At 40.6% G+C, this 26,988-nt stretch carries 25 protein-coding genes; 17 read left to right on the top strand and 8 right to left on the bottom strand.

Features of this window, described 5'->3' with window-relative positions:
* Positions 1-305: 305 nt before the first annotated feature.
* Together IPZ59_RS18485 and IPZ59_RS18490 are read left to right on the top strand one after the other, a co-directional pair.
* Positions 306-1,556, top strand: coding sequence for an aminotransferase class I/II-fold pyridoxal phosphate-dependent enzyme (locus tag IPZ59_RS18485; protein WP_236137519.1), 1,251 nt, complete (start codon positions 306-308; stop codon positions 1,554-1,556).
* A 99-nt stretch (positions 1,557-1,655) separates the two neighbouring features.
* Positions 1,656-1,832 carry a histone H1 gene (locus tag IPZ59_RS18490; RefSeq protein ID WP_236137520.1) on the top strand — a complete coding sequence of 59 codons (177 nt, stop codon included), beginning with the start codon at positions 1,656-1,658 and terminating at the stop codon, positions 1,830-1,832.
* A gap of 81 nt (positions 1,833-1,913) precedes the next feature.
* Here IPZ59_RS18490 and IPZ59_RS18495 read toward each other — a convergent pair whose 3' ends face one another.
* Positions 1,914-3,755 (bottom strand): M1 family metallopeptidase, encoded by a 1,842-nt coding sequence (locus tag IPZ59_RS18495; RefSeq protein ID WP_236139835.1) that lies wholly within the window; start codon positions 3,753-3,755, stop codon positions 1,914-1,916.
* Positions 3,756-4,022: 267 nt separating this feature from the next.
* Between IPZ59_RS18495 and IPZ59_RS18500 the strand changes: the two genes are divergently transcribed.
* Positions 4,023-7,130, top strand: coding sequence for a VPS10 domain-containing protein (locus tag IPZ59_RS18500; RefSeq protein ID WP_236139836.1), 3,108 nt, complete (start codon positions 4,023-4,025; stop codon positions 7,128-7,130).
* Between the two features lie 211 nt (positions 7,131-7,341).
* Here the strand turns inward: IPZ59_RS18500 and IPZ59_RS18505 are convergent, their stop codons facing one another.
* The 4 genes from IPZ59_RS18505 to IPZ59_RS18520 all read right to left on the bottom strand — a co-directional run bounded on the left by IPZ59_RS18505 (position 7,342) and on the right by IPZ59_RS18520 (position 10,294).
* Positions 7,342-7,746: a response regulator gene (locus IPZ59_RS18505; RefSeq protein ID WP_236137521.1), complete on the bottom strand. Its 405-nt coding sequence runs from the start codon at positions 7,744-7,746 to the stop codon at positions 7,342-7,344.
* A gap of 4 nt (positions 7,747-7,750) precedes the next feature.
* On the bottom strand, positions 7,751-8,515 hold the full coding sequence (locus IPZ59_RS18510; RefSeq protein WP_236137522.1) for a TIGR02757 family protein: 765 nt from the start codon (positions 8,513-8,515) through the stop codon (positions 7,751-7,753).
* A gap of 3 nt (positions 8,516-8,518) precedes the next feature.
* Positions 8,519-9,073, bottom strand: a complete 555-nt coding sequence (locus IPZ59_RS18515; protein WP_236137523.1) for a hypothetical protein — start codon at positions 9,071-9,073, stop codon at positions 8,519-8,521.
* 63 nt (positions 9,074-9,136) lie between these two features.
* Positions 9,137-10,294: a LysM peptidoglycan-binding domain-containing protein gene (locus IPZ59_RS18520; protein WP_236137524.1), complete on the bottom strand. Its 1,158-nt coding sequence runs from the start codon at positions 10,292-10,294 to the stop codon at positions 9,137-9,139.
* A gap of 199 nt (positions 10,295-10,493) precedes the next feature.
* Between IPZ59_RS18520 and IPZ59_RS18525 the strand changes: the two genes are divergently transcribed.
* Genes IPZ59_RS18525 through IPZ59_RS18555 form a run of 7 tightly spaced genes read left to right on the top strand, consistent with a single transcriptional unit; the run spans position 10,494 to position 16,978 of the window.
* Complete coding sequence (locus IPZ59_RS18525) at positions 10,494-11,855, top strand: NfeD family protein (protein WP_236137525.1); 1,362 nt, start codon at positions 10,494-10,496, stop codon at positions 11,853-11,855.
* A gap of 13 nt (positions 11,856-11,868) precedes the next feature.
* Positions 11,869-12,186 (top strand): hypothetical protein, encoded by a 318-nt coding sequence (locus IPZ59_RS18530; protein ID WP_236137526.1) that lies wholly within the window; start codon positions 11,869-11,871, stop codon positions 12,184-12,186.
* Positions 12,187-12,200: 14 nt separating this feature from the next.
* Positions 12,201-12,725: an FKBP-type peptidyl-prolyl cis-trans isomerase gene (locus IPZ59_RS18535; RefSeq protein WP_236137527.1), complete on the top strand. Its 525-nt coding sequence runs from the start codon at positions 12,201-12,203 to the stop codon at positions 12,723-12,725.
* A gap of 21 nt (positions 12,726-12,746) precedes the next feature.
* Positions 12,747-13,115, top strand: coding sequence for a globin domain-containing protein (locus tag IPZ59_RS18540; RefSeq protein WP_236137528.1), 369 nt, complete (start codon positions 12,747-12,749; stop codon positions 13,113-13,115).
* 1 nt (position 13,116) lies between these two features.
* A complete protein-coding gene (locus tag IPZ59_RS18545) occupies positions 13,117-13,878 on the top strand; it encodes a lysophospholipid acyltransferase family protein (protein ID WP_236137529.1) in 762 nt (253 codons plus the stop codon).
* Positions 13,875-14,162 carry an Asp-tRNA(Asn)/Glu-tRNA(Gln) amidotransferase subunit GatC gene (gene gatC, locus IPZ59_RS18550; protein WP_236137530.1) on the top strand — a complete coding sequence of 96 codons (288 nt, stop codon included), beginning with the start codon at positions 13,875-13,877 and terminating at the stop codon, positions 14,160-14,162. The genes IPZ59_RS18545 and gatC overlap by 4 nt, the downstream gene beginning before the upstream one ends.
* Positions 14,162-16,978, top strand: coding sequence for a tetratricopeptide repeat protein (locus IPZ59_RS18555; RefSeq protein ID WP_236137531.1), 2,817 nt, complete (start codon positions 14,162-14,164; stop codon positions 16,976-16,978). The genes gatC and IPZ59_RS18555 overlap by 1 nt, the downstream gene beginning before the upstream one ends.
* A gap of 132 nt (positions 16,979-17,110) precedes the next feature.
* Here the strand turns inward: IPZ59_RS18555 and IPZ59_RS18560 are convergent, their stop codons facing one another.
* The 3 genes from IPZ59_RS18560 to IPZ59_RS18570 are packed head-to-tail and all read right to left on the bottom strand — an operon-like array spanning position 17,111 to position 19,512.
* Positions 17,111-18,178 carry a branched-chain amino acid aminotransferase gene (locus IPZ59_RS18560; protein ID WP_236137532.1) on the bottom strand — a complete coding sequence of 356 codons (1,068 nt, stop codon included), beginning with the start codon at positions 18,176-18,178 and terminating at the stop codon, positions 17,111-17,113.
* A 3-nt stretch (positions 18,179-18,181) separates the two neighbouring features.
* Positions 18,182-18,730, bottom strand: a complete 549-nt coding sequence (locus tag IPZ59_RS18565) for a cob(I)yrinic acid a,c-diamide adenosyltransferase (RefSeq protein WP_236137533.1) — start codon at positions 18,728-18,730, stop codon at positions 18,182-18,184.
* Positions 18,731-18,789: 59 nt separating this feature from the next.
* Positions 18,790-19,512, bottom strand: a complete 723-nt coding sequence (locus IPZ59_RS18570; protein WP_317208023.1) for an ABC transporter ATP-binding protein — start codon at positions 19,510-19,512, stop codon at positions 18,790-18,792.
* Between the two features lie 158 nt (positions 19,513-19,670).
* On the opposite strand from IPZ59_RS18570, the gene IPZ59_RS18575 reads away from it, so the two are divergent.
* The 7 genes from IPZ59_RS18575 (at position 19,671) to IPZ59_RS18605 (ending at position 26,796) form a co-directional block, all read left to right on the top strand.
* Positions 19,671-20,141 (top strand): type I restriction enzyme HsdR N-terminal domain-containing protein, encoded by a 471-nt coding sequence (locus tag IPZ59_RS18575; protein ID WP_236137534.1) that lies wholly within the window; start codon positions 19,671-19,673, stop codon positions 20,139-20,141.
* A 73-nt stretch (positions 20,142-20,214) separates the two neighbouring features.
* A complete protein-coding gene (locus tag IPZ59_RS18580; RefSeq protein WP_236137535.1) occupies positions 20,215-20,928 on the top strand; it encodes a Crp/Fnr family transcriptional regulator in 714 nt (237 codons plus the stop codon).
* An 88-nt stretch (positions 20,929-21,016) separates the two neighbouring features.
* Positions 21,017-21,514 (top strand): rhodanese-like domain-containing protein, encoded by a 498-nt coding sequence (locus tag IPZ59_RS18585; protein WP_236137536.1) that lies wholly within the window; start codon positions 21,017-21,019, stop codon positions 21,512-21,514.
* Between the two features lie 168 nt (positions 21,515-21,682).
* Positions 21,683-22,444 (top strand): DUF547 domain-containing protein, encoded by a 762-nt coding sequence (locus IPZ59_RS18590; protein WP_236137537.1) that lies wholly within the window; start codon positions 21,683-21,685, stop codon positions 22,442-22,444.
* Positions 22,437-23,792, top strand: a complete 1,356-nt coding sequence (locus IPZ59_RS18595; protein ID WP_236137538.1) for an NAD(P)/FAD-dependent oxidoreductase — start codon at positions 22,437-22,439, stop codon at positions 23,790-23,792. Before IPZ59_RS18590 ends, IPZ59_RS18595 begins: the two co-directional genes overlap by 8 nt.
* Positions 23,789-25,333, top strand: a complete 1,545-nt coding sequence (locus IPZ59_RS18600; protein ID WP_236137539.1) for a 4Fe-4S binding protein — start codon at positions 23,789-23,791, stop codon at positions 25,331-25,333. Before IPZ59_RS18595 ends, IPZ59_RS18600 begins: the two co-directional genes overlap by 4 nt.
* Entirely contained in the window at positions 25,333-26,796 is a 1,464-nt protein-coding gene (locus tag IPZ59_RS18605; RefSeq protein WP_236137540.1) for a cellulose synthase family protein, read from the top strand. The genes IPZ59_RS18600 and IPZ59_RS18605 overlap by 1 nt, the downstream gene beginning before the upstream one ends.
* Positions 26,797-26,988: the final 192 nt, after the last annotated feature.

Below are 26,988 nucleotides of genomic sequence, written 5' to 3' on the forward strand. Positions count from 1 at the left end.
TTCCTGCTAATCAACATATATAGACCCAACACTCAATGCAGGTATGGTACCTATGAATATGTATAGCTGCACTGGTAAATTTCTGTAAGAACCATTCAAAATAGGATTATCTCACGAAGTCACCAATAGACGCTCAAGCAACTTGCTGACCCAAAATCAACCATCCTCGCTAGCTTCTAATAATCCAACACGGTTAAATACCATCGGTATTTTTGCACGGCAAAACTAATTGTATTACTTTTGAACGGTTTTTTAACCTGAAAATACAGAAGTTAAATGTTGTAATCATCTTAAATCGAAATACCTTGGATTTATTTGCAAAACTAAAAACGAATTTAGGCCCATTGGGCAAACATTCAGAATTAGCAGAAGGCTACTTTGCTTTTCCAAAATTAGAAGGGGAAATAGCTCCCCGAATGAAATTTAGGGGAAAAGAAGTATTGACGTGGAGTTTGAACAATTACTTAGGTCTAGCAAATCACCCGGAAATCAGAAAAGCAGACGCAGATGCGGCAGCAAAATGGGGGGCAGCCTATCCTATGGGAGCCAGAATGATGTCTGGACAGACAGATTTGCACGAGCAGTTGGAAAGAGAGTTGGCGGAGTTTGTAGGAAAAGAAAGCTCTTACCTTTTGAATTATGGCTATCAGGGTATCTTATCAGTGATAGATTCGGTATTGGACAGAAAAGATGTGGTAGTGTATGATTCAGAATGTCATGCATGTATCATCGATGCCTTACGTATGCATTTAGGCAAACGTTTTGTATTCCCTCACAACGATATTGAAAACTGCGAAAAACAGCTGCAACGCGCTACCAAATTAGCAGAAGAAACTGGTGGTGGCATACTTGTGATTACAGAAGGAGTATTCGGGATGACAGGTGACCAAGGCAAACTGAAAGAAATCGTCGAGCTGAAGAAAAAATTTGATTTCAGACTGTTAGTAGACGATGCACATGGATTCGGTACCATGGGCAAAACCGGTGCGGGCACTGGTGAGGAACAAGGTGTACAGGACGATATCGACTTATATTTCTCCACATTTGCTAAATCCATGGCATCTATCGGTGCATTCATCGCAGGTGATGCAGATGTTATTCGATTCCTCAAATACAACATGCGCTCACAGATATTTGCTAAATCTCTGCCCATGTTATTGGTAGAAGGTGCACTGAAGCGCTTAGAGCTGTTGCGCACTCAGCCCGAATTGAAAGAAAATCTTTGGAAAATCGTCAATGCCTTGGGCAATGGCTTGCGGGAAAAAGGATTCAGTACTGGGCAGTCCAACTCCCCAGTTACTCCAGTAGTCTTAAATGGTACCGTAGGAGAAGCCGCAACCTTGAGTAAAGACCTAAGAGAAAACTACAATATTTTCTGTTCTGTGGTAATCTATCCAGTTGTTCCTAAGGGAATGATCATCCTTAGACTAATCCCTACGGCGACCCATACCTTGGAAGATGTAGCAGAAACAATTGCTGCTTTTGAGGCTGTCAAAGAAAAACTAGTAAGCGGTTATTACAAAACTACCGAATTAGCACTATCTTTCGGTGAATAAAAAAATCAAAAAAATCGCTAACAGTGTTGTTTTAGAAACATTTTAGCTATATTCAAACCAAAATAAACTTATCATCAACCTTAAAAATCAACTTTTATTATGAGCAGATTTAGCGAAATAAAAGATCTTATCATGAGTCTCGAAGGCGACTTTGACAAATTCTACAGTAAAGGCAATCAAGCTGCCGGTACAAGAGTAAGAAAAGGAATGCAGGATTTGAAAACATTGGCTCAGGACATCCGTAAGGAAGTTCAGGACATGAAAAATGCTGAGTAATTCTTCGTATTTAAAGAAATAAAAAAGGTGGCTTACAGCCACCTTTTTTATTTTAAATCACTCTAAACCAAGGATATACAATTACTTCTGAGGCATTGCAACACTGACTTCAAAAGTATTATTACTTCTATTGACGTCAGCTAATCTCATACTTGGATCTATTTCTATACTTTTTATCTGACCGATTGGTTTATTCAAAACCACATCTTTGGTGTAATTAGTCCAAGCCCATTTTTCAGTCATTCCACGCGCAGGCATGCCCGCTTCTTCAGGCTTACCGCCCCTCATAATCACAAGTGGAAGATAAATAGATTCTTGGCTACCGTCCACATAAGTCACCACCACATCCAAAGGCATAGGCATATAACCAATCCTCTCCAAAGTGATTTTTGTCTGATCTCCTTCGCCGACCACTGATTTCACTCCGTAATCTACTGTTTTGGTTGAGGCAATAAAATAATCGTAATACCAATCCAATTCTAAACCGCTGACACGCTCAAACACGCGCACTACATCATGACCAGTAGGATGCTTAAATTTCCAATCATTCCACAATCGAAGCATGGCCTTGTTGAAATTTTCTTGACCGACGATGTAGGCCATCTGCTCTACAAAAACAGCACCTTTACTATATACTGCTGGACCATAAGCAGAATTTAAATTGTAATGATCTGCATGCGTGGTCAGAGGTTCCTCGTTTCCGGATCCTGCCAGTCTAAAATAAGAACGATAGCTACCATCTACTACGAAGCCGTTAGCTTTTTGAAAAACTGCATCCATCACCACATCTGTGCCCCAAGTAGTGAAGCCTTCGTCCAACCAAGCCTCAGAAGACTCATTAAAACCTAACACACCATAATACCACATATGGATCATTTCATGGACAGTAACACCTACTAGACTTCTGAGATTTCTATGACCAGTGATCAGCGTAGCCATCGGATATTCCATACCGCCATCTCCTCCTTGAATCACCGAAAACTGCTTGTAAGGATATTCCCCAAAATTGGCTGACATAAACGCCATCGCATCAGCCGTATACCCTTTTAATTGCTCCCAGTTTTCTTCTGTTTTATCTGATTTGATATATAAAAAATGCAACATAGGACCATTTTCCATCTGCACCTTCTCGTGGGTAAATTTAGGATCCGCTGCCCACATAAAATCATGCACATCCGGTGCCACAAAGTGCCAAGTTAAGGTATTCCCTCGTGGTGTAGGTACACGGACTCCAGCATCCTCATATCCATGCCCAATTTCATTGGCATTTTGCAAATAACCTGTGCCACCCAAGATATAATCTTTGTCTATCGTAATCTTGACATCAAACTGTCCAAAATTCCCATAAAATTCGCGCCCAATATATGGATTAGCATGCCAACCTCTCACATCATAAGCCGCCATTTTAGGATACCACTGGGCCATAGAGTACCGGACACCTTCGGAGCTGTCTCTGCCAGATCTTCTAATCTGCAGTGGTACCTGACCCTCAAATTCCATTTCGAAAACAACGGTAGAATTTGGTAAAATCGGCTCTACCAAATCCACCTCCAAGATGGTTTCTTCATGATGAAATTTCACAGGTCTACCATTCATAGTCAATGAATTGGCTTTCAAGACCCCATATTCCTCTGGCTGCAACTTGAAAATACGATCCCCAACTCTACGATCGGGATCAGGGATGGTCCGGCTTCGCACATCCATCATGCTATTCGGCTGAAAAGCATTGAAATATAAATGATAAAACACCCGATCCAGGGTATCAGGAGAGTTATTGGTGTAATGCAGTTTTTGTGTTCCTTTAAATGTATTGGTTTTGACATCCATGTCAACTTCCATTTCATAGTCGGCCTTTTGCTGCCAACGCTCTACCTGAGCCCTTACTTGCAAGGCTACAAACCCAGCAAGGAGCATCGTCAGCATCGCTCGCTTTGTGAATTTAATCATATCGTTTGGATTTAATTTTTTTTGAAAAATAAAGCAAAAACATTTACCCCCCAAACCTCTCATGAAATAACCTGACAGGACTCCACTGATCTCCATTTATCAATTCCTATTTCCCCCTGTATGAAAATAGAAGGCTTGTTCATTCCAATACCGTTAATTCATGGTAGTAACTAATCAAATACTATGATAAAAGATACATTTACACACATGAAAAAAAGCAAGTGGATAGGATTGCTTTTTATAATGCTCTTCTGTTTGCCGGCATTCAACGGTATGGCTCAAGTAGACATGAGCCAGTTTGCTGTCATGAAAGCCCGCAGCATCGGCCCTGCTGGCATGAGTGGCAGAATTACAGCAATTGATGCAGTTGATGATCAACCAGAAATCATCTATGCAGGAGCTGCTTCCGGCGGAATTTGGAAATCTACTTCGGGCGGAATCACCTGGGAACCCATTTTTGACGAAGAAAAGGTTCACTCCATCGGAGCAATCTCCATTTATCAAAAAAACCCGAACATCATTTGGGTGGGTACTGGTGAAGGAAACCCTAGAAACTCCCTTAACCTTGGTTATGGCGTATACCGATCCCTAGATGCTGGTAAAACCTGGGAAATGATGGGGTTGGAAAAAACAAGAGCTATCCATAGAATCATTGTACACCCAGATGACCCGAATACGGTATTTGTTGGTGCTATTGGGTCTCCTTGGGGTGAACAAGAAGATCGTGGTGTGTACAAAACCACTGATGGAGGCAAAACTTGGAAGAAAATCTTGTACGTAGATACCAAAACAGGTGTCGGCGAAATGATCATGGATCCTACAAATCCCAACAAAATCTTCGTCAACATGTGGGAACATAGAAGATATCCTTGGTTTTTCAAGTCGGGAGGAGCTTCTTCTGGATTATATGTCACCATCGATGGAGGAGAAAACTGGAAAAAATTAAGCGATAAAAACGGCTTGCCTTCAGGTGATGTAGGCAGAATGGGACTTGCTATCTCAAAAGCCAATCCTAACAAAGTGTATGCCTTGGTCGAATCCTCTAAAAATGCCTTGTATGTATCTTTGGACGGTGGAGATAACTTCAAAATGGTCAATAACAAACCCGAAATTGGAGATCGCCCATTTTACTACTTTGAAATTCACGCAGATCCGCAAAATGCCGATCGTTTATTTACCCTCTATTCTCGAGTGGGTATGAGTGAAGATGGCGGAAAAAGCTTTACTCAATTACTGACCTATGAAGGAGTACATCCAGATCACCATGCTTGGTACATCAATCCAAATAATCCTAATTTGATGATCGATGGAAATGATGGAGGCTTAAATATCACCCGGGATGGCGGCAAAACTTGGTACTTTGCCGAAAATATCCCCGTAGGACAGTGGTATCACATCAATGTTGACCAGGAGGTTCCTTACAATATTTATGGCGGCTTACAAGACAATGGGAGTTGGGTAGGCCCTGCTTACGTTTGGAGAAGAGACGGCATCCGCAACACCTATTGGCAAGAAATCATGTTTGGAGATGGATTTGACGCAGTCTCTGATCCTGCGGATAGCAGATATGGCTACTCCATGTCCCAAGGAGGTAACTTGGCTAGATTTGATAAGGAAACTGGTCATAAAAGAACCATTAGACCCACCCATCCAGATAAAGATGTATTCTTGCGCTTCAACTGGAATGCGGCTTTAGCTCAGTGTCCGCATGATGACGCGACGATATATTACGGAAGTCAGTTTTTGCATAAGAGCACAGATCGAGGTGAAACTTGGGAGATCATTTCTCCAGATTTGACTACCAATGACCCCGAAAAACAAAAGCAACAAGAAACAGGAGGCTTGACCTTCGATATTACAGGTGCGGAAAATCACACAACTATTCTGGCGATCGCCCCTAGTCCTATTGATCCAAATGTAATCTGGGTAGGTACAGATGATGGAAATGTACAGGTGACACGCGATGGCGGTAAAACTTGGACCAATACATCAACTAAAATGCCTGGATTCCCAACTGCAAGTTGGATCCCTCAAATTCAGGCATCCCGCTACGATGCTGCTGAAGCATGGATCGTCGCAAACAACTATCGTAATAATGATTTCACAGCATACGCTTACCGTACCAAAAACTACGGAAACAGCTATGAGCGTATTGCCGATGACAGCAAGGTATGGGGCTACACACTTTCCATCATTCAAGACCCAGTAGAACCTAACTTGGTTTTCCTAGGAACTGAATTTGGTCTTTATGTGAGTTTCGATAATGCCAAAACATGGAACCAATGGAGACATGGATACCCGAAAGCAAACTCCACCTATGACATGGTCATTCAAGAGCGCGAAGCTGACCTAGTGATCGGGACTTTCGGCCGTTCCTTGTATGTGTTGGATGACATTAGACCCTTAAGAGCATATGCTCAAAATCTAGGGAAAGCACCAGCTGGAATAATTACTGCAATTCAACCTTCTGATGCTTATCAAGCTGAAATCCATCAGCCCCACGGTGAACGATTTGCTGCAAGTGCCAAATACGCAGGAGAAAATAGGGCTTTTGGGGGAAGAATACATTTCATCCTCAATGACCCCGGAAAAGAAAAACTCGATACTGTCAGCATAGCAGTTTTCAATGCATCAGGGGAGCAAATCCGTACCCTAAAAACGATCCCCCAACAAGGTGTCAATCGGGTTATCTGGAATCTTGATAGAAAATCAGCCGCGGAGACTCCAATGGGTAGAGGGGGTCAAGGAGGTGGAAGACGAGGTTTCTTCGAACCAAGCGGTGGACCAGCTATCCCAGGGACCTACAAATTAGTTCTTTCCTACGGGAATGCTACTTCAGAAACATCCATCAATGTGTACGGAGATCCAAGAATTGAAGCTAATCTTGCAGATCTCAAAGCCCGAGAAGACTTCATCAAGGAAGTGGAAATCTTTGGATCGGAAGTAATGAAAGCAACCCGACAATTGGACGATGCTAAAAACACCATTGACAAATTGCTGACATTCGCGAAAGATGTGGACACACAAGAAGTCAAAGACCTGGTGAAATTGGCCAACGAAACCAAAAAAGGATTAGATAAAACCCGTGAAGCTTTTTACGGTCCTACCAGGGAAGGTCAAGGTATCGTACGTAACCTTTACCCGACTACCATGAGCAGATTATTTGCACCTAGAAGCTATGCAGGCTCTTCTTATGGCAAGCCAGGCCCTACCGAACAGCGATTGTTCGACCAAGCAAAAGAAGCTGCTAATGAAGCCATGGAGGTTCACAAAGAATTCATGGAAGGAGCTTGGAAAACATTCGTAGAAAAAGCAAAAAACACTACCATCGATATCTTTCAAGAGTGGTAAAACACGCATGGTATCTGAAGATGGGTAAACGCCCAATAAATTAAAAGTATGGGTCAGCCTTGCTGACTCATACTTGCAATAAAGAAGTTTTTATGAGATGAGGAGATTGATGTAGTAAGGAAGGGCCTTTCTTTGTCAATCTCCTTTCTTTTTTTCTGAATTGCTGAGTCCTCAAGCTTACCGATGTACAGTACCCGAGCCTGTCGAAGAGCTACATTCGATTAAAAATATCCACTAACCTGTGTATGGCATCTGATCCTATTGGTTTGGAAAAAAAGTCTCCCATCAACGGGAAACTAAATGCACGCTCACGATCAGAGCCAAGTTCAGAAGAACTCAGAATAGCTACTTGAAGGTTGTTTTTTTTCGGCCAGGTGGAAATAGTTTCCATCAACTGAAACCCATCAATTTTGGGCATATTGATATCCAAAAGAAGCACCGTGTCCACCTCTGAATTATCCCAGTCATTTTCCAAAAACTCCAAACCCTTAAAAGGATTATTGAAGACGAAAATTTCTTCCACATCATCTAGCAAATGTGATTTCTGAATAGAGCGTTTGGTGACTAAATTAGACACTGCATCATCGTCAATCAAAATTATTCGTTTTCTTGTCATTGCTTTAAAATTTCTCTTCCACTCCTAAACCAAACAAAGCAAAATCATATTTTACAGGATCATTTACGTCAAAAGTCCGTAAACGTTCGGTCAATTCCAAGGCAGTCAACCAATCCGTTTGTTTCCGTTGGATAAGACCAAGTTTACGTCCTACCCTATCCACATGCACATCACATGGGCAGATTAATTGATAGGGCTGAATGGTATTCCAAATCCCAAAATCCACAGCGGAATCATCTTTTCTCACCATCCATCGAAGAAACATATTGATTCGTTTGCAAGCTGCCTTCCTAGCCGGAGTAGCTACATGCTTCCGAGTTCGGCTTGGGGCATTTTCCAACGAAAAAAACAAGCGATGGAAATTAGTTAATAAAGTCTCCATAATGGCCTCATCCTTGGTATAACCAATAGTAAAAGCCTCCTCCAATGAATGATGCCTCCTGTAAAACCAGGAAAAAAACTCTATGAAATAGAGTGTGTCAATATCATTAAAAGTCCGATGCTTAAAAGTTAAAAATCGCTTTAAATCGGATTCCTGATGGTGAAGTATAAACGTATATGGATCATTATCCATCAACCTTAATAATTCCTTGCATTTATTGAGAATCGTCTTTCGTTGCCCCCACGCCAAAGTAGCTGCAAAAAAACCCGCAATTTCAATGTCTTGCTTTTTGGTAAAAAGATGAGGAATAGCAATCGGATCTGTTTCTATAAAATCGAGCGTATTATACTGCCTATACTTTTGATCTAAAAAAACTTGGATATCCATAAATTAAATTGTGACGCTAACTTCTCCACCTTGGATACCATCAAACCATTTAAACTGCACCTCTTCGTCTTGGATAGCTGCTACATGCCAATCAAAGCACTTGATACGGGTAAGGACTGTCAATTGATCCTCGTCCGGATTATATAAGCAAATATCAAAATCCGGCATATCTTTGAAGTCAGTAGCATTCCATTTTTCCAAAATCAATCCTTGCTCAATATACTTAACTTTAGCTCCAAAAATATGATCTTGAAGAATGGATGGAACCCCATCTTTTCTTCTAATCTGGAATCCCCTAGGACCAAACATAATTTGTTTGTAAACTTTCCCCTCCAATAAGCCATTCGTTCCAGGCAATTCCTTCCACGAAACATCCACATATTCCACCTCATTTTTTTTACCTCTCAAACTGGCCAAAAGCCTAGATAAGCCGGAAAAAAAATAGGTCATCCCAATAAACAAGACCCCAAATGTTGCGATTACAGGATAGGAAATCACAAAAATGAGATTCCAAATAAACTTAAATACGTGATGGAGTATCAGTTGTACTTTATTCATGAGGCAATTAACGAACCCCAAAGGTACAAGGTACCTGAGGGAAATCAAAACACTCCGCTATTCTCAGTAGGAAATCTCTACAGGAAAGCGGGAGTTGACAGCTCTTAATTGATCAAAAGCTGCTTTCGAAAGTTTAATCAATAAGCGGCTATTATCACCGGTATCAGGCAATTTACCTACTACACGGGCAAAAATTGTCACATCATTTTCCTCATTACGCACGCGCATAATCGTGCCCACAGGAGCCGTTCGATGCAAGACCAAATACTTCTTATGATTTCCCGTTCCGTCAATAACCTCTGCCAAACCTGCTTCTCGGATATCTTTAAATGATGTATCGGCTGTATTGGATGGATTTTCAACCACCACCCGAGCATCTACCTTTTCATTATTAACTTTTACTGGCACAGTAGACTTAACCACAGGTACATCTTCGCTTGATACCTGTGTTCTGCCTACTTTTAATTTTTGCCCTGTTTGAAGGTTATTAGAAGCCAAATTATTCCAAGTAATCAAATCATTCATAGAAGCTTCGTATTTCCTCGAAATCGCATACAAAGTTTCACCAGCCTCCACAGTATGGGAAATCCATTCTCCAGCCACTGTTGCTGGAATTGTGGTACTTGTGTTTTCTACGGTGGCAGCACGCTTGGGTTCTGGAGTAACCTCCGTTTTAGCTGTGACCACCGGTTCGGCAGCTTTAGTAGTTGTATTGCTTGCCTTAGTAGTGGCCGGCGGCGCTGTTGTAGCCGGCGGAGTGGCGCTAGGCACAGGGCTGCTAACTGGAGCCGCTACTGCGGCTGATTTGATAACCAACGCTTGACCAACACTAAGGTCTGTCCCTTGCAGATCATTCCAAGTCAAGATATCATTTACAGTCACATTGTATCTTCTTGAGATTGCAAACAAGGTTTCTCCCGCAGCTACTCGGTGGATTTGCTCGTTAGGAGCAAGTGCCGCTTTTGAAATGTAAGGAACCCTAACCCGCGCACCCATCTTCAATCCATCCTGTAAATTGTCGTTGGACTGTAAGATGTCATTCACGGCTACCTGATATCTTCTGGATAAACCAAATAACGTTTCACCTTGTGAAACTTCATGAATAATAAAAGTCTTATCTCCAACTTTTTCGATCCCAATGGAATCCAACAAGGCAGGAGTGTGTGCATGCACAGCAAGCGTAAAGGAAAAAAATAGACCGAGAAGGATAATATGTTTCATAGGATGGTTTAATTTCATGGATACAAATTTCAGATAAATTTTATCATTTACAAGAATGAAACCAGATTGTTGAACAAAGGTGATTTTCCAGTAATTTTTCTCCGATTACAAACGATTCCCATTAAAAAAAAGTTAAACCAAAGTAATGTTGCACAACAGGCTCAATATTTCCTATATTGAAATCAAAATTAACCTAACTATGAACAAACTGTTTTTCTTTTGTCTATCCTTCCTTCTGATTACACAAATCCAGACGCTTCAAGCACAGGAAGAGGAGGAAGTGGTCTCGGGCAAGAAATCTGTTTTCACTTTTAAAATCGATGACAATATAGATCCTCGAATGAATCGCAAAGTCAAACTAGCTTTGGAAGAAGCCTCCAAAAAGAATGCTGACTTGGTGCTGATCGAAATGGATACCTATGGAGGAGCTGTCAACGATGCCGATGATATCCGCACCATGGTCATGGAATTTGAAAAACCTATCCATGTCTGGATCAACAAAGACGCAGCTTCTGCTGGTGCACTGATCTCCATTGCCTGTGATAGCATTTATATGGCGCCGGGAGGTAGTATCGGGGCTGCCACGGTCGTCATGGGGGGCGGAGGTGATGCAGCTCCTGACAAATATCAATCTTATATGCGATCCATGATGCGTAGCACTGCTGAGGCTAAAGGAAGAGACCCGAAAATCGCAGAGGCGATGGTAGATCAAAATTTAGAAATTGCAGGAGTAACCGAGAAAGGCTCGGTCATTACCTTTTCTGTCTCTGAAGCCATTGCCAATGGTTTTAGCGAAGGAGAAGCTAAAAATAAGGAAGAAGTCATGAAGCTTCTCGGAATAGAAGATTATGAATTTGTGGCCTATGAAGTCTCCAAAGTAGAAAATGTGATTTCCTTCTTTTTGAACCCTGCTGTCAGTGGATTTTTGATTTTGGTAATCTTCGCAGGAATTTATTTCGAGATACAAACCCCCGGAGTGGGCTTCCCTTTGGCAGCATCCCTCACGGCCATCATTTTATATTTCATCCCTTACTACCTCACTGGATTGGCTGAAAATTGGGAGATCGCGATATTCATAGTAGGCGTCATACTTTTGCTCGTGGAAGTCTTTGTCATTCCTGGTTTTGGAATTTTTGGAATTCTAGGTATCATTGGAATATTAACAGGCCTCACCCTTGGTATGATTCCAAATGATGCCTTTGATTTTACATTTGTCCCTAGTGGGGATTTATTTGTTGCTTTGCTGACAGTGATTTTAGCTGCCATATGCGCAATAGCTCTCATTTTCTATTTTGCACCAAAAGTGAATCAATGGCAAGCATTTAGCTCCATTGCATTAGCCAATACACAGCAGCGAACAGATGGCTATTCTTCTTCTACATATGCAGATAATCTTCTTGGAAAAGAAGGCATTGCACACACTAGACTGATGCCTAGCGGTAAAATTGTCATAGATGACGAAGTCTATGACGCTTATTCTAGAGGAGAATTTATAGACAAGGGAGAAGCTATCAAAGTCATTAGCACCGAAGGAACTTCACTTAAAGTTAAAAAAGTATAGGAAAGTCAACTCTATGAACAAAGTTTTTCTTGCCTTTGCGGCAATACTATCCTCAGGAATTTTTGCTTTTTCTTACTGGAGCGAATGGATTAATTTTCGCCTAGGAAATGCAGAAATTCCCGTAGGTCCAGATGATTTTACACCTCCTTATTATTATGCCTCCACTGGTTTATACCAGCAAGTACTTTTGATTTTTGCTTGTGCATTTTTATTGATCTTCGGATTTGCAATGTACGCAGTAGTCAAGAAAAAATGGGGCCAAGTCATGTTTGCTTTCAGCCTCAGTATGCTCTGTATTTTGGCAGTTATGATAAATGGAGCCATTAAATAATGTACCTTTGCAGCATGGAAATATCAAACAACACCGTCGTAGGACTGACATACGAACTAAAAGTCAGCAGAGAAGCTGATGAAATCGAATCTGCACCATTCAGTGTAGAAGTAAGGGATGAGGAAGATCCTTTTTATTTTTTATTTGGCAGTAGCGGGCTTCCCGAAAAATTTGAAGAAATGCTCATGGGCAAAAAACAAGGCGAATCTTTTGCCTTTACATTGGTATCAGCCGATGCTTATGGTGAAGCCGATGATGAAATGATCATGTCTATCCCTAAATCACAATTCAGCTCTGAAAGGGGATTTGAAGAAGGGATGTTGGAAGAAGGTAACTTCTTACCTTTGATGGATGAAAATGGCTATCCTATGCAAGCGAAAGTATTGAAAGACTTAGGAGAAGAAATCTTACTTGACTTCAATCATCCCTTAGTAGGATTTGATCTTCACTTTGAGGGAGAAATCTCTGAAGTAAGAGAAGCTACAGCCGAGGAACTCTCTCATGGACATGTGCATGGGGAACATGGACATCAGCATTAAACAGCAGAATTTACAGGATAAATGAATTCGAATATTTACGAAACTTTGGGAGATGAAAAAATTCGCTTGCTCGTCAAGCATTTTTACCTCAATGTTCGCGAAGAACCTACCCTTCGAAAACTTTATCCGGAAGAAGACCTCAGTGGAGCCGAGGACCGGCTCTACTGGTTTTTGCTCCACGTATTCGGTGGCCCACACACGTACCTTGAAAAGCGAGGACATCCCATGCTCCGCCGCAGACATTTTCAATGGCAAATCGATCAACACTTGAGAAACAGCTGGATGGATTGCATGTTGAGAGCCATGGATGAAGTAGCTATGGAAACCGATATACGGGAGGCATTGATGAATTACTTTGTAAAGGTTGCTAATCACATGGTGAATTCGTAAGATGCTTTTATTAAGGAAAATTTATACCGGATACGCCCTTCTAGTATTTGTACTATCGTTTTTGATGCTGTTCCCATTATTCTTAGCAGCAAGCTGGATACCAGGTATGCAGCGGTATGGGAGAAAAGTCAATCAGTTTTGGGCTCGGGTGTATTTTACCCTGATATTTATGCCTGTAAAAATCGAAGGAAGAGAACATATTCGTAAAGGACAGCCCTATGTGTTTGCCGCCAATCACTTCTCGTACATAGACATTGCGATGATGGGGTATATTCCTGGAGATGTCGTCTATGTAGGAAAAAGCTCTATCCGTAAAATTCCCTTGTTTGGCTATTACTTCAAAAAATTACACATCGCAGTAGACAGGCAAAGTGCCAAAAGTCGCGGAGAAGTACTTATCCGAGCTAAACAATACATAGATCAAGGCAGCAGCATCGTTATTTTTCCAGAAGGAGGCATCACTACAGGAGCCCCTCCTCACTTGAATCGATTCAAAGATGGAGCATTTAATATGGCTGTGGACAAACAAATCCCGGTAATTCCTGTCACCTTATCATTTAATCATTTAATTTTGCCTGATAACGGAAAATTGACCATGAATTTCAAGTCAGGGAAACTGGTAATCCACCCTCCCATTGACACTAAAGGCTTGAGCAGCAAAGACACCCCTCTGATCAGGGAAAAATGCTACGAAATCATTCAACAACAGTTATGGTCTGATAATGATCTAGCTGAAGCAGATAAAACACCACTAGAATTATGAAAGTAGATGTAAATACCGTCAAAAAAATTGCCCACCTAGCACGATTAGAATTTGATGAAGCAGGTTTGGAAAAGATGAAACGTGACATGACTCAGATATTGGACTGGGAAGAGCAGCTGAATGAAGTCGATACGGAAAACATAGAGCCCATCACTACCATGTCTTCAGAGGTAAATGTCATGCGAGAAGATGTGGAAGGAGAACACTTGACACACGATCAAGCCTTAAAAAATGCTCCTCAGCGAGATTCAGATTATTTCCGAGTACCAAAGGTTTTAGAATAATGTCCTTAAAAACAACTAGAGACAAAAATATTGTTTTCTTCAAAGGCCTTCCCCTTTTCCTCGTGATAATGGGAGGGCTTTTTCTCTTATTCACGCTGTGGTTTTGGGAGAGGGGTATTTTCCAGATCCTTCCAGGGGTTTTTGCAGAATCAGTAAATGTTCCTTTAGATTATATCCAACTTGGTTTGGAAATCTTCCCTATGCAGGCAGAAAACTTTATTCTCCTGCAAAGTTTTGAATCCCTCCCCCCCTTAACCTTCCCCAAACTCTCTTTACTGTGGGGCGTCATCACTTGGATTCTACTTACCCTGACTTCTTCCCTGATCAGCACCTTCAAACGTACGCCTTTTATCATTGGGATGGCTGTATGGATGGCATTGCTGTCAATTTCAGGAATCAACAGCCTAAATATCGGAGGGATTTATAGTAACTATGCGTTGATTATTTTATTGATAGGTTGGGTTGCGCCCTTGATATTCATTAACTTTTATCAAAACCATTGGTCCTTGCTCCAACGATTTGCATTTGTTTTTTCCAGTGCGACACTAACATTGATAGGATTAGTTTTTTTTAGTGATATGCCTGCTGCTGCCTTATTGGTAGCCGAAAACTTGACACTGCCGGCACTTGCACTTGCTGCTTTTTTTTTACTTCACATCGGACACGCTATTTTTTCAGGCGTAACAATTTTTCTAATCAAACTAAATAAAGGTACACAGCTAAAAATATCCTACCACTTAGTAGTGATCTTTATTGTATATTTTCTGTTGGTGTTTTCTACCTTGTTAGATACCTTGGGTGAAATCAATTTACCCATTCCAACAATCCCTCCATACCTTCTTTTTGTACTTGCAGGAGTTATTGGTTACTTCGTTTATCAAGAAAAAATCAAGCAAACACCTCAGCCATTTGAACAGCCGATTGTTGGTCAATCACTTTACTTATCTTTTTTCGGGATAACCTTATGGACCTGGGGGAAGGCTGTTTTTGTCGAAAATCAACCCTACATTGAATTTTTCAACCACGTGTTTCTATACGGACAGGTGGCCTTCACATTGCTTTTTTTCGCTTACTTGCTGGCCAATTTTTTAGATATTCTCAATAGCGGAAAAGATGTAGAAAAAATCATTTTTAAACCTCAACATTTTGCCTACTTCCATATGAGAATTGGAGGAATTATGGGCTTGGCTATTTTGATTGTATTTGGAAATACCATTATCATCAATCATATAATCTCTGGCAGCACAAATCAAGCAGCAGATTATTATTACCATGCGGAAATGCCCAAACAAGCAGCTATCTTGTATGAAAGCGCTTGGATGCAGTTCCGTAAAAATGATAAAGCAAAAAATGCCGCTGTACATCTTCGCCTTTTGGAAGGCAATAAGCGAGAAGCGCTTGAACAATTGGAACAAAGTATGGACTTCAACCCTAATGTCCCCAATCTCCTTTTGATCAGCAAGCTCCTGCACGAACAGGATAAAGTTTTTGAGGCTGTTTTCTACTTAGATAAAGGATTGAAGATTTTCCCAGATAACCCATACTTGCTGAATAACCTTGCACTGCTTCAATCTAAATTGAACAAACCCTCCGAAGCAATTGAGAAGCTAGATCAGTTCAAAGATAAAAACCCAGTCTTTGAAGCAAATTGGATAGGTCTGAATGTCAAACATCAACGAGAACATCAAGGACTACAAGCTACCTTCCTTAACCCTCTCAGTAAAATCAATCAGCTGGCACATGACAATCGATTGGGCAACAGTTGGGAAGGGGCATTAACATTGCAAGATTTTTCCGGTAATTTCATTGTACAGACAGCGGCAATTCGGAATTTGTGGACGAATAGACCCCATGAATCCTTGACAAAAGACCTCGCATTGATAGATACTCTTATAACAACTACCGAGATCACCTTTCGGGAAAGAAACCTACGAGATAGCCGAGTGATTCGCCTATATCAAGCAAAAGAAATTGGTGAAACTTTGAAGTACTTGATAGGCAATTCCGAAATTTTCTCCAATTCCGCAGGGTACTATCATCTTTGGAGTGCCTTGGTATTGGCCGGGCAGCTTGACTTAGAAAAAGCAGCTATTGATATTTTGGTGGCTGAAGAGCGAGGCGTTATTGATTTCAAACCCCATCACCTAGCCATTCTTTATTTTGGCGGTAAACCAATAGAAGCCATCCGAATCAACCAAAAATTCACGATACCTTTCCCTTATTGGATGACTTGGGGGGAAGACGGAAAATTGGAACAAAATCCCCAGCTCCAATATTTTGAGGCGCTGAAAAACTTTCATACCAAACTGGAAGATGAATTGATGTCAGACCTTCAAAGCATCGAACAAGATTACCTCCAAGCTTCCTTTGCGACCAATGTATTGATTTATAAAGCGCATCTCCTAAGCACTGCAAGCATTGAATCAATAAAAACAGTCTTGCAAAAAGACACAACTTTCCCGCTTCAGGCAGCAGCGGTAGAGGATTGGATGGCCTATATCCGTGGGGAAAAAACTGAAATTGATGCAACAAATTCCCTAGGTCAATTGCTCAATCCTGAATCGGGACTCACAAGGAATCCCTATTGGGTCCCTTTAGTATTGAAAAGCCTGGCAAATACCTCAGACGAAGTAGATAAATACAACATCCTGCAAGACGCTAAGCAATTCAGTAAAGACCCAATACTTTGGATAGCTTATATCCGACAAGCAAGAAAAATAGGTTTAGACTTCTACGCTACGGATGCACTTCAGCAAATATATGAATGGGTCGAAAGAGCAGAAGTGGAACGATTACTTTCCAAATCTGTAAATTGAAAAATGCCATCAGTGGATACAGTCCCCCTAAAAAATGAAAGAGACAACCCGAAATTCCGCAAAAGTGGATTCAGGTTATCTCATTTTTTTTTCACATCTCTTAAAACTGGCACTACCGAATCATCGATAGATTTATACTTTTCGGATCCATCCGTGGGTATCGGCTATCTTGCCATACTTGATGGCATCCAATTTTTTCAATACTTGATTAGAGAATGCATCGTCATCTTTGGATGGCAACTCATAATCTTGACCGTTGACATGAATTTTGGAAATATGAGCAATAGTGGCAGCGGTTCCAGTCCCAAAGGCTTCGGTCAATTTACCTGCCTGCAATAATTTATCCAATTCCGTAACAGTCATAAAGCGCTCTTCTACCACATAGCCCATTTCTTTCGCTAAAATGAGAACAGATTCACGGGTGATACCTTTCAAAATGGTGCCGGTATGAGTAGGTGCTGTGATGATGGTATCGTTAACTACAAACATCACATTCATAGTTCCTGACTCTTCTATATGTTGATGGGTTTTACCATCGGTCCATAGCAATTGGTCATATCCTTGCTTTTGAGCTTGCAGAGCAGGATACAGAGAAGCTGCATAGTTACCCGCAGCCTTCGCAAAACCTGTCCCGCCCTCGGCGGCTCTAGTATAGGTCTGCTCTACTTTTACAGACACAGGTTTGGCATAATATTGACCTACTGGGCACGTGAAAATCATAAAAGAGTATTTCTGAGAAGGGCGAATTCCTAAATAATCATCGGTAGCAAATACAAATGGACGCACATACAAGGAATAACCAGGTTTTTGTGGGATCCAAGCTTGATCTACCTCCAATAATTTATACAAACCCTCCATGAAAATCTCCTCAGGCACCTCAGGGATACACATTCGTTGAGCAGATGCATTCAGACGCTTTTGATTGGCATCAGCTCTGAAAAGGAGTATTTCACCTGCATCGTTTTTGTATGCTTTCATTCCCTCAAAAACAGATTGGCCATAATGCAAGGTGGCATTGGCAGGATTGAGCCTTAAGGGCTCATAGGGAACAATACGAGAATTGGCCCATTCTCCATTTTCATAATCTGCCACAAACATATGATCACTGATCGTCTGACCAAACAACAAATTATCAAAATCTGTCTGAGCTAATTTGGATTGAGAGGTTTTGGTAACCTCTATAGCTAATGCTGTTTTCATGCCTTAATTTCTCGGCTTCCAAGTAACCTCATCCACACCCAACTCCTGAGTGATTTTTCTTCCTAACACGAAAAGGTAATCGGAAAGCCTATTTAAATATTTTACAATTAGTTCATCAACGTGTTCGACTTCCATCAAAGAAATCACACAACGCTCAGTTCTTCTACAAACGGTTCTGGCAATATGACAAAAAGAAACAATTTGGTGACCACCGGGAAGTATAAAGTTCTTCAACATCGGAAGCCCTTCTTCCATGGTGTCAATTTCCTTTTCAAGTAAAAACAAATCTTCTTCCAACAAATCCGGACGCTTCACATTTTCTTTCCCAGGCTCTGTTGCCAAGGTAGCACCAATCGTAAACAACCGATCTTGAATTTCTTTTAATACCGCTTCACGATCTTTATTGACCTCCTGATCCCTTAATAATCCAATGTAGCTGTTCAACTCGTCAACTGTCCCATAGGACTCAATCCTCAGATCGGATTTCATTACTCTTCGTCCCCCCAACAAGGAAGTGGTCCCTTGATCGCCTGTTTTAGTATAAATCTTCATGTGACTTTAATCAAAATGGATTGCAAAATTACACATCTTATTGGATTTAATCAGAAGATTTACATGATGGGTTCAACTACCGCTGCTCGGGTAGGGTTAGGATTGATGGTATCCGATTCGACCAAACCATCTTTGAGACGGACAATCCTGTGCGCATAGTGTGCGATATCATCCTCGTGCGTCACCATAATGATGGTATTCCCCTTTTGATGTAGATCATGGAAAAGCTCCATGATGCTGTAAGAAGTTTTGGAATCTAGGTTTCCCGTAGGCTCATCCGCCAAAATAATACTGGGATCATTGACCAATGCCCGCGCGATAGCGACCCGTTGACGTTGCCCCCCCGACAACTCATTCGGCTTATGCCCTACCCGATCTGCTAATCCTACATTTTTCAAGGCTTCAAAAGCACGCTCTTCCCGATCGGATTTACTATATCCTGCATAAATTAATGGCAACGCTACATTTTCTAAGCAAGAGGCTCTTGGTAACAAATTGAACGTTTGAAAAACAAAGCCAATTTCCTTATTCCGAATCTCTGCCAACTCATTCTCTGTCATATCAGAGACATTTTTATTATTCAAAATATAGGTGCCAGCCGTAGGCGTATCCAAACAACCGATAATGTTCATCAACGTAGATTTGCCTGAACCCGAAGGTCCCATAAAGGCAACGTATTCACCTTTGTTGACTTCAATAGAAACCGAACGAAGTGCATTCACCACTTCTGTACCCATTTTGTAAGTTTTCTGAATATCGGTTGTTTCAATGATTTTCTTCATTTTATCAAATAGTTGGAGTTCTTCAAATATAGTTCATTAAAATAGTTCAAGAAAATTTTTTGATAGAACAATTCCTAAGATGTTTAAAAAACTGTAATACTCTCTTCATTCCCGAAAATTTGATTTCTATTCCCAGTAAAAGCACTGATATTTGCTACATGATCCCAGAGCGATATGCATACCTAACAGAGAAGCTCAACTTTCCTGAATTTTCATTTGACTTGAAAAACGTGGAAGGTAAAATCCATATTTATGATCAATTGAGAAAAAAATATTTGGTCTTGACTCCTGAGGAATGGGTGCGACAACACATGATTCAATACCTCATCCAATTTAAAAATTATCCCAAAAGCCTGATTTCTTTAGAGAAAGGATTGATATACAATTCATTAAATAAGCGCTTTGATCTCTTGACGTTTAACCAAAAAGGAGAACCATTGCTGCTGATAGAGTGTAAAGCTCCAGAAGTACAACTCAATAAAAAAACAGTCAATCAGGTCACAGTATACAACCAAACCATTCAAGCGGAAATAATCGGAATTAGTAATGGTAAGCAACACTTTTTCTATAGACTTAATAAAGAGGTAAACAACTACCAACAGTTGACAGACCTACCAAATTTTATTTGATGAATTTGTGACAATCATCATATTTTTCGCTAATTTTAGGAATAATCTTTACTTCAAACCCACACTACCGATTATGAAAGTACAGCAGAAAGCCACTCCTTGTGAACTCTGTCTCAGCCGTAAATTTTCCTTGTTTGCTGGACTTGGAGACCAGCATTTATGTCATTTATCCGACAATAAAAATTTCATTACTCATAAAAAAGGACAAACATTATTTTACGAAGGAACCAAACCTTTAGGTGTGTTTTGTATCAATGATGGCATCGTCAAAGTATATAAAACCGCTTCCAACGGAAAAGATCAGATTATACGATTAGCAAAAAAAGGTGATTTTTTGGGTTATACTTCCCTTTTAGGTGAAGAAGTGTATTCCAATTCAGCTACAATCATAGAAGATGCCAAAATTTGCTTTGTCCCCAGAGAATCGTTCTTAAAAGTACTCGGTGAAGACAATGACTTCCATAGAAGAGTCACCAAAGCCATCTGTTCGGACTTGGGTGTAATGGAAGAAAAACTGACCGACGCAACCCAAAAATCCATCCGAGAGCGGTTGGCGTTTACTTTGCTTAAGCTTTCCGAATCCTATGGTTTGGATGGAGAAAATAGCGAAAAAATTGATGTCATGCTAACAAGAGAAGAAATAGCTGGTTTAGTGGGTACAGCTACAGAAACAGTGATTAGGCTGCTTTCCGAATTTAAAAAAGATGAATTGATCGCTTTTGAAGGGAAGAAAATATTGGTATTAGATAAAAAAGGGCTGGCAAGAATCTCTGACTTCTACGGCTGATTTATTTGGAAGACCATTTATACAAAACCTTTTAACTTTCCCGTTAAAAGGTTTTTCTTTTGTAAGAGTTAGATTTCTAGTGGAAAAAATGAGAAGTAGGCACTTGTACATGATTGCATTTTGTTGGTTGATAACCCTTCAAAGTCATGCGCAATCCACAGCTTTCAAATTACTGTTGGATACTTTTTATGACAAGGAGTTCCCAACTATTTCTCCAAAGGGAGTTTCGAACTTAAAAAATCCACTGATATTGGATACGAGGGAATGGAATGAGTTTCAGACTTCCCATATTAAAAATGCGCACTATGTTGGTTACAACAATTTTGATATTTCTACCATCCAAGAAAAAGATAAATCAAGACCTATTATCGTATATTGTTCTATTGGCGTGAGAAGTCAAGATATTGGGAAAAAGCTACAAGAAGCAGGCTATGTCAACGTTTACAATCTTTATGGAGGTATTTTTCATTGGGTCAATGAAGAAAATACCGTTTACAAAGATGATCAACCCACCAAAAAAGTCCATGCTTACAACAGAGCTTGGGGTATTTGGTTGAATAAAGGGGAGAAAGTGTATGGGGATTGATTGTGAACAAAGGAAAGTGAACGATAAACAGTGCACATAATTCTTGATGCGATAGCGAAAACTCGCTTTTCTCCAACCGAGTTCATCTTGTTTCTTGAGACTTGATTTCTACCTTAAAACCCAGCCTCTAAATTTAAGTATCTGGCATCTAATCTCTTTCATCAACATATGTTACAATACATACAACTATTATTCATTCTCCTCTTTGTACCAGTAGCGTGTGGGAATTCTAAGCTTGGAATGGAAGGTACCTCTTCCCCCTCTCACGAGATCTGGGATAAGCTATTACAAACTCACGTAAGTGTGGATGGAAAAGTCAACTATCAGGGATTCATTCAGGACAAAAATAAGTTACAAGTATATCTCGATAACCTGAGTCAACATGCCCCTGATCGGAAAACTTGGACGCAAAATGAACAATTGGCCTATTGGATCAATGCCTATAATGCATTTACAGTCAAACTCATCATCGACCACTATCCATTGAAAAGCATACAAGATCTCCAACCCAAACTCAACATCCCATTAGTCAATACCGTTTGGAATTTGGAATTTTTCGAAATCGGTGGAAAGAAAGCAAGCTTAGACGAGATAGAACATAAAATTCTACGCAAAGAATTTGATGAGCCAAGGATTCACTTTGCTATAAACTGTGCCTCATTTTCCTGTCCAAAACTATTGAATGAAGCCTTCATGCCAGCAAAGTTGGAAAAGCAACTCCAAGCTACTGCCGTGGATTTTATCAACGATCCCAAGAGAAATAAAATTTCCGCTAATGCCGTGGAAATTTCCCAAATTTTTTCTTGGTTCAAAGGTGATTTTACTAAAAATGGCAGTATCATTGATTACTTGAATCAATATTCAGCAATAAAAATTAACCCGAAAGCGAAAGTGTCACACTTGAGCTATGATTGGTCATTAAATGAATAATTCCCCTTACGTAATTATAGGAAATGGAATTGCAGGAATCACTTGCGCCAGGCACATCCGCAAATACAATGCAGATGCTCCCATCTTGGTGATTTCAGGAGAGTCCGAGCATTTTTTTTCACGTACAGCCCTGATGTATATTTACATGGGGCATATGAAGTATGAGCACACCAAACCTTACGAAGATTGGTTTTGGGAAAAAAACAGAATCCACTTAAAACGAGCTTGGATCACCGATATCAACCTCCATCAAAAAACAATTCACAGCAGTGAAGGAGAGCTCATACCGTTTGGTACACTTATCATTGCAACAGGTTCTAAGCCTTTTACTATTGGATGGCCAGGGGAACATCTAAAAGGTGTACAGGGATTGTACAGTTTACAGGATTTAGAGCAAATGGAAGCCAATACCCAAGGTATTCAGCATGCCGTAATCGTAGGCGGAGGTTTAATTGGTATCGAAATGGCTGAAATGCTCCAAAGCCGTCATATAGATGTTACCTTTTTGGTTCGGGAAAAAAACTTTTGGGACAATGTATTACCTGAAGAGGAAGCGAAAGTCATCAATAGGCATATCAAGGCACACGGTGTAGACCTTAGATTGGCTAGCGAATTACAAGAAATCCTCTCCGACGAAAAGGGTGCCGTCCGGGCCATACGTACTGCTGCAGGCGAAGAAATACCCTGTCAATTTGTGGGGCTTACTATTGGCGTTACGCCAAATATTGAGTTTTTAAAAAATCAACCTACTATTACAACTAATAAAGGGGTGATGGTGGATCAATTTTTCAGGACCTCAGTTCCAGATGTCTATGCAATTGGTGATTGTGCGGAATTTATTGAGGCACCCGGCTCCCATCGTAAAAACATCGAACAAGTATGGTACACAGGCCGAATGCATGGAGAAACCTTGGCTTACAATCTTACACACTCCGATCCAATGCCTTATAAACCTGGAATTTGGTTCAATTCTGCAAAGTTTTTTGACTTGGAATATCAAACCTACGGTTGGGTTCCAAACAAAATTCCAGCGGTACTTGATACTTTCTATTGGGAAAACAACGAAGGAACTGTAGCCATCCGTTTCACTTATGATAAAACTGTAGGGACAATTAAGGGAATTAATACCATTGGTTGGCGCATGCGTCATGCTTATTTTGATCGAGCAATTGAAGAGGGCTGGCTGTTTGAAAAAATTCTAAGCCATTTGGATAGAGCCAACTTTGATGCTGAATTTTCAAAAAACTATACTCCACAAGTAATCCTAGCTTACAATAAAGCTAAAAACAGAAGCCTATCCTTGCCAAAAAAAGGATTGATCAGAAGACTATTAACCGCATTTTCATGAAAACGATACAATCACTAGGCATTGTCCTTTTTTGTTTGGCTTTGGCATTTTTCAGTATACTTCCTTTCATTGGATCCTATACACTTAGACCAGAGTTGGTAGAGAAAAATACCAAAGATATCCATCAAAAACAGATGTTGGAAATCTTGCAGCCTATGTATGGAGAGCTCTATTCTTCCAATGTTGCCTTTATTGCAGATTTCAATAAGTATTTCAATAACTATAACGACGCACTCAAAGCGAGTCAGTCTTGGGATCAAGTGATTTGGGATAACTATGCACTTCCCTTGACCAAAGCATCCTCGCAAAGCCCTGTTACCGAAAACCCATGGTTATATTTGGGGCTCACCGTATTTCTTGCGATCGTTGGAGCCTTACTTTATATCCTGCCCATGTATGCTGGAAAGCTTCCAGGTATTAAACATGATGGTATTTATTTTTCATCCATGAAATCAAAGGGACTTTTAGGCATTATCACTGGTTCTTGGTTAATTCTCTTTTACATAGTCCTTTACTGGTTTCCGGAGTATTTGACTAATTTAATTCTAATGGTAGATCCTCTCAGCATGGCCATTTCAGGTAATCCCGCGAGCCAATGGTTTTTATATGGACTGATCTACACCATTGCTATTTTAGTGATGGGGATACGGATGTTTAAAAAATATAAGGGCAATGCCTATCAACGCCTACGAACTGGCTCGGTAATGTTTTTTCAGTTGGCTTTTGCCTTTATGCTCCCAGAAATATTGGTCCTATTCAACATGCCTTGGCATGATTTCAAAAATATTTGGCCACTCGATTACTCCTTTTTCTACGATTATCGACTGGAAGGTATGACAAGTTCAGGCGCACTAGGAATGTTTATGCTGATATGGGGGATTATTTTAATTATCGTAGCAGTCCCTTTGCTGACCTATTTTTATGGAAAACGATGGTATTGCTCTTGGGTCTGTGGCTGTGGGGGCTTAGCCGAAACCCTCGGAGACCCCTATCGTCAGCTTTCTGATAAGTCTTTAAAAGCATGGAGTATTGAACGCTACCTGATTCATGGAGTCTTGGTTTTTGCAGTGGTGATGACGGCTGTTACCCTTGTCAATTACTTTATGGAGTTCGAATTGCTGGGACAAGCGACCAATCAACTGCACAGCATTTATGGCTTTGCTATCGGTTCAGCATTTGCAGGAGTCATCGGAACAGGCTTTTATCCTTTGATGGGTAATCGGGTTTGGTGTAGATTTGGATGCCCATTGGCGGCTTACTTAGGAATGGTACAGCGCTTTAAATCTAGATTTAGAATCACCACCAATGGAGGACAATGTATTTCTTGTGGAAATTGCTCCACCTATTGTGAGATGGGCATCGATGTACGTTGGTATGCGCAACGGGGCCAAAATATCGTCCGCTCATCCTGTGTGGGTTGTGGTGTTTGCGCTTCCGTGTGTCCAAGAGGGGTGCTAAAATTGGAAAATGCCGACGAAGAAGGTAGATTGCAGGACCTTCCTATCATCATTGGAAACAAATCCATCACGATCAAAAACTAATGATTGTACTTTACATCTTTGTGTTGCTGTATGCTATAGCCATGCTGTTTATATTGTTGTATGGATTTGCACAAGCTGATTTGCTCATACAGTATTGGAAAAAACCAAAAGAAGAAAAAAGTTTACCGGTAATTCCACATGATTCACTGCCGAAAATTACCGTGCAACTCCCCATTTTCAATGAGCGCTATGTGGTCGAACGTTTGATTCATGCAGTAGCCAAATTTAACTACCCAACAAATTTATTGGAAATACAGCTGCTAGATGACAGCACAGATAGTACTTCTGATATTATCCAAAAAACCATCAAAAATTATCCTGATATAAACTTTGATTTTATCCACCGGGAAAACCGTCAAGGTTATAAGGCAGGGGCATTAAAAGAGGGATTAGCTCAAGCTCAAGGTGAATTCATCGCCATTTTTGATGCAGACTTTGTTCCGGACCCAAATTTTATTCTCCAAACCATTCCCCATTTTCAGGATCCTGAGGTCGGTATGGTACAAAGTAGATGGACTCATCTCAACGAGGATTATTCGATTTTTACACGCTTGCAAGCCTTTGCTTTGGATGCTCATTTCACAGTAGAGCAGACGGGTAGAAACAGGCAGCAAGCATTTATCAACTTCAATGGAACGGGTGGAATTTGGAGAAAAAGCTGTATCCTAGACGCCGGCAACTGGGAAGCTGACACCTTAACCGAAGATCTTGACTTAAGCTACCGAGCGCAACAAAAAGGTTGGAAATTTATTTATAGGGAAGACATTGAATCACCCGCTGAACTCCCTCCGGTCATGTCAGCAATCAAATCCCAGCAATTTAGATGGACCAAAGGAGGAGCTGAGTGTGCTACCAAACATTTGAAAAATGTCTGGAGAGAAAAGCATAGTTTACATAAAAAATGGCATGCAACTGCCCATTTATTGAATGCGGTGTTATTTGTGGCAGTTTTGACAGTGGCTATCAGTTCTATTCCGATTTGGTGGGGCTTTTACAATGAATTATTGCCAACATGGTTATTTACCATTGCAAAAATTTTCTTAGCTGGATTTGTAATCGTAGCTGGAGTGTATCTTTCAGCAAATATCAGTTTAGCCAAATACAAGGGTGCAAGTACGCTCAAGTTTTTATGGGAATTGCCCTTGTTTTTGATGGTCAGCATGGGGCTTTCGCTGCACAATTCCCAAGCAGTCATCGAAGGACTCACCGGGAAGAAATCACCTTTTATCCGAACTCCAAAATACAACCTAAAAAAATCTGACACTTGGTGGAGCAATCCCTACCATTCCCTAAAAATGCCTATCACCACCTACTTGGAAGCTGGCTTGGCCTTGGTTTTTGGATACATGCTTTTCTTAGCAATTTCTTATGAACAGTTAGCTATGGTTGTATTTCATGGAATGCTCTTTGTAGGTTTTTCCATCGTCAGTGTCACATCCTTTCTAAGCTACCGGTCCAATTGACTTACTCACTCTTGAAATCTTAAGGCTCGCAGAAAGCGCTGAATCCGCGGAAAAATTAGAACACAGATTGAAAATGTGATTGACGCTGATTCACACAGATTTTTTTGCTGACGCAAAGGGAGGAGGGTTCGCGGAAGGCGTGGAAAACGCGAATAAGAAGGAAAATGGATGTTTTGATGTTTGAAAGTGTCT

The organism is Mongoliitalea daihaiensis (assembly GCF_021596945.1).
Taxonomy (GTDB): Bacteria; Bacteroidota; Bacteroidia; order Cytophagales; family Cyclobacteriaceae; genus Mongoliitalea; species Mongoliitalea daihaiensis.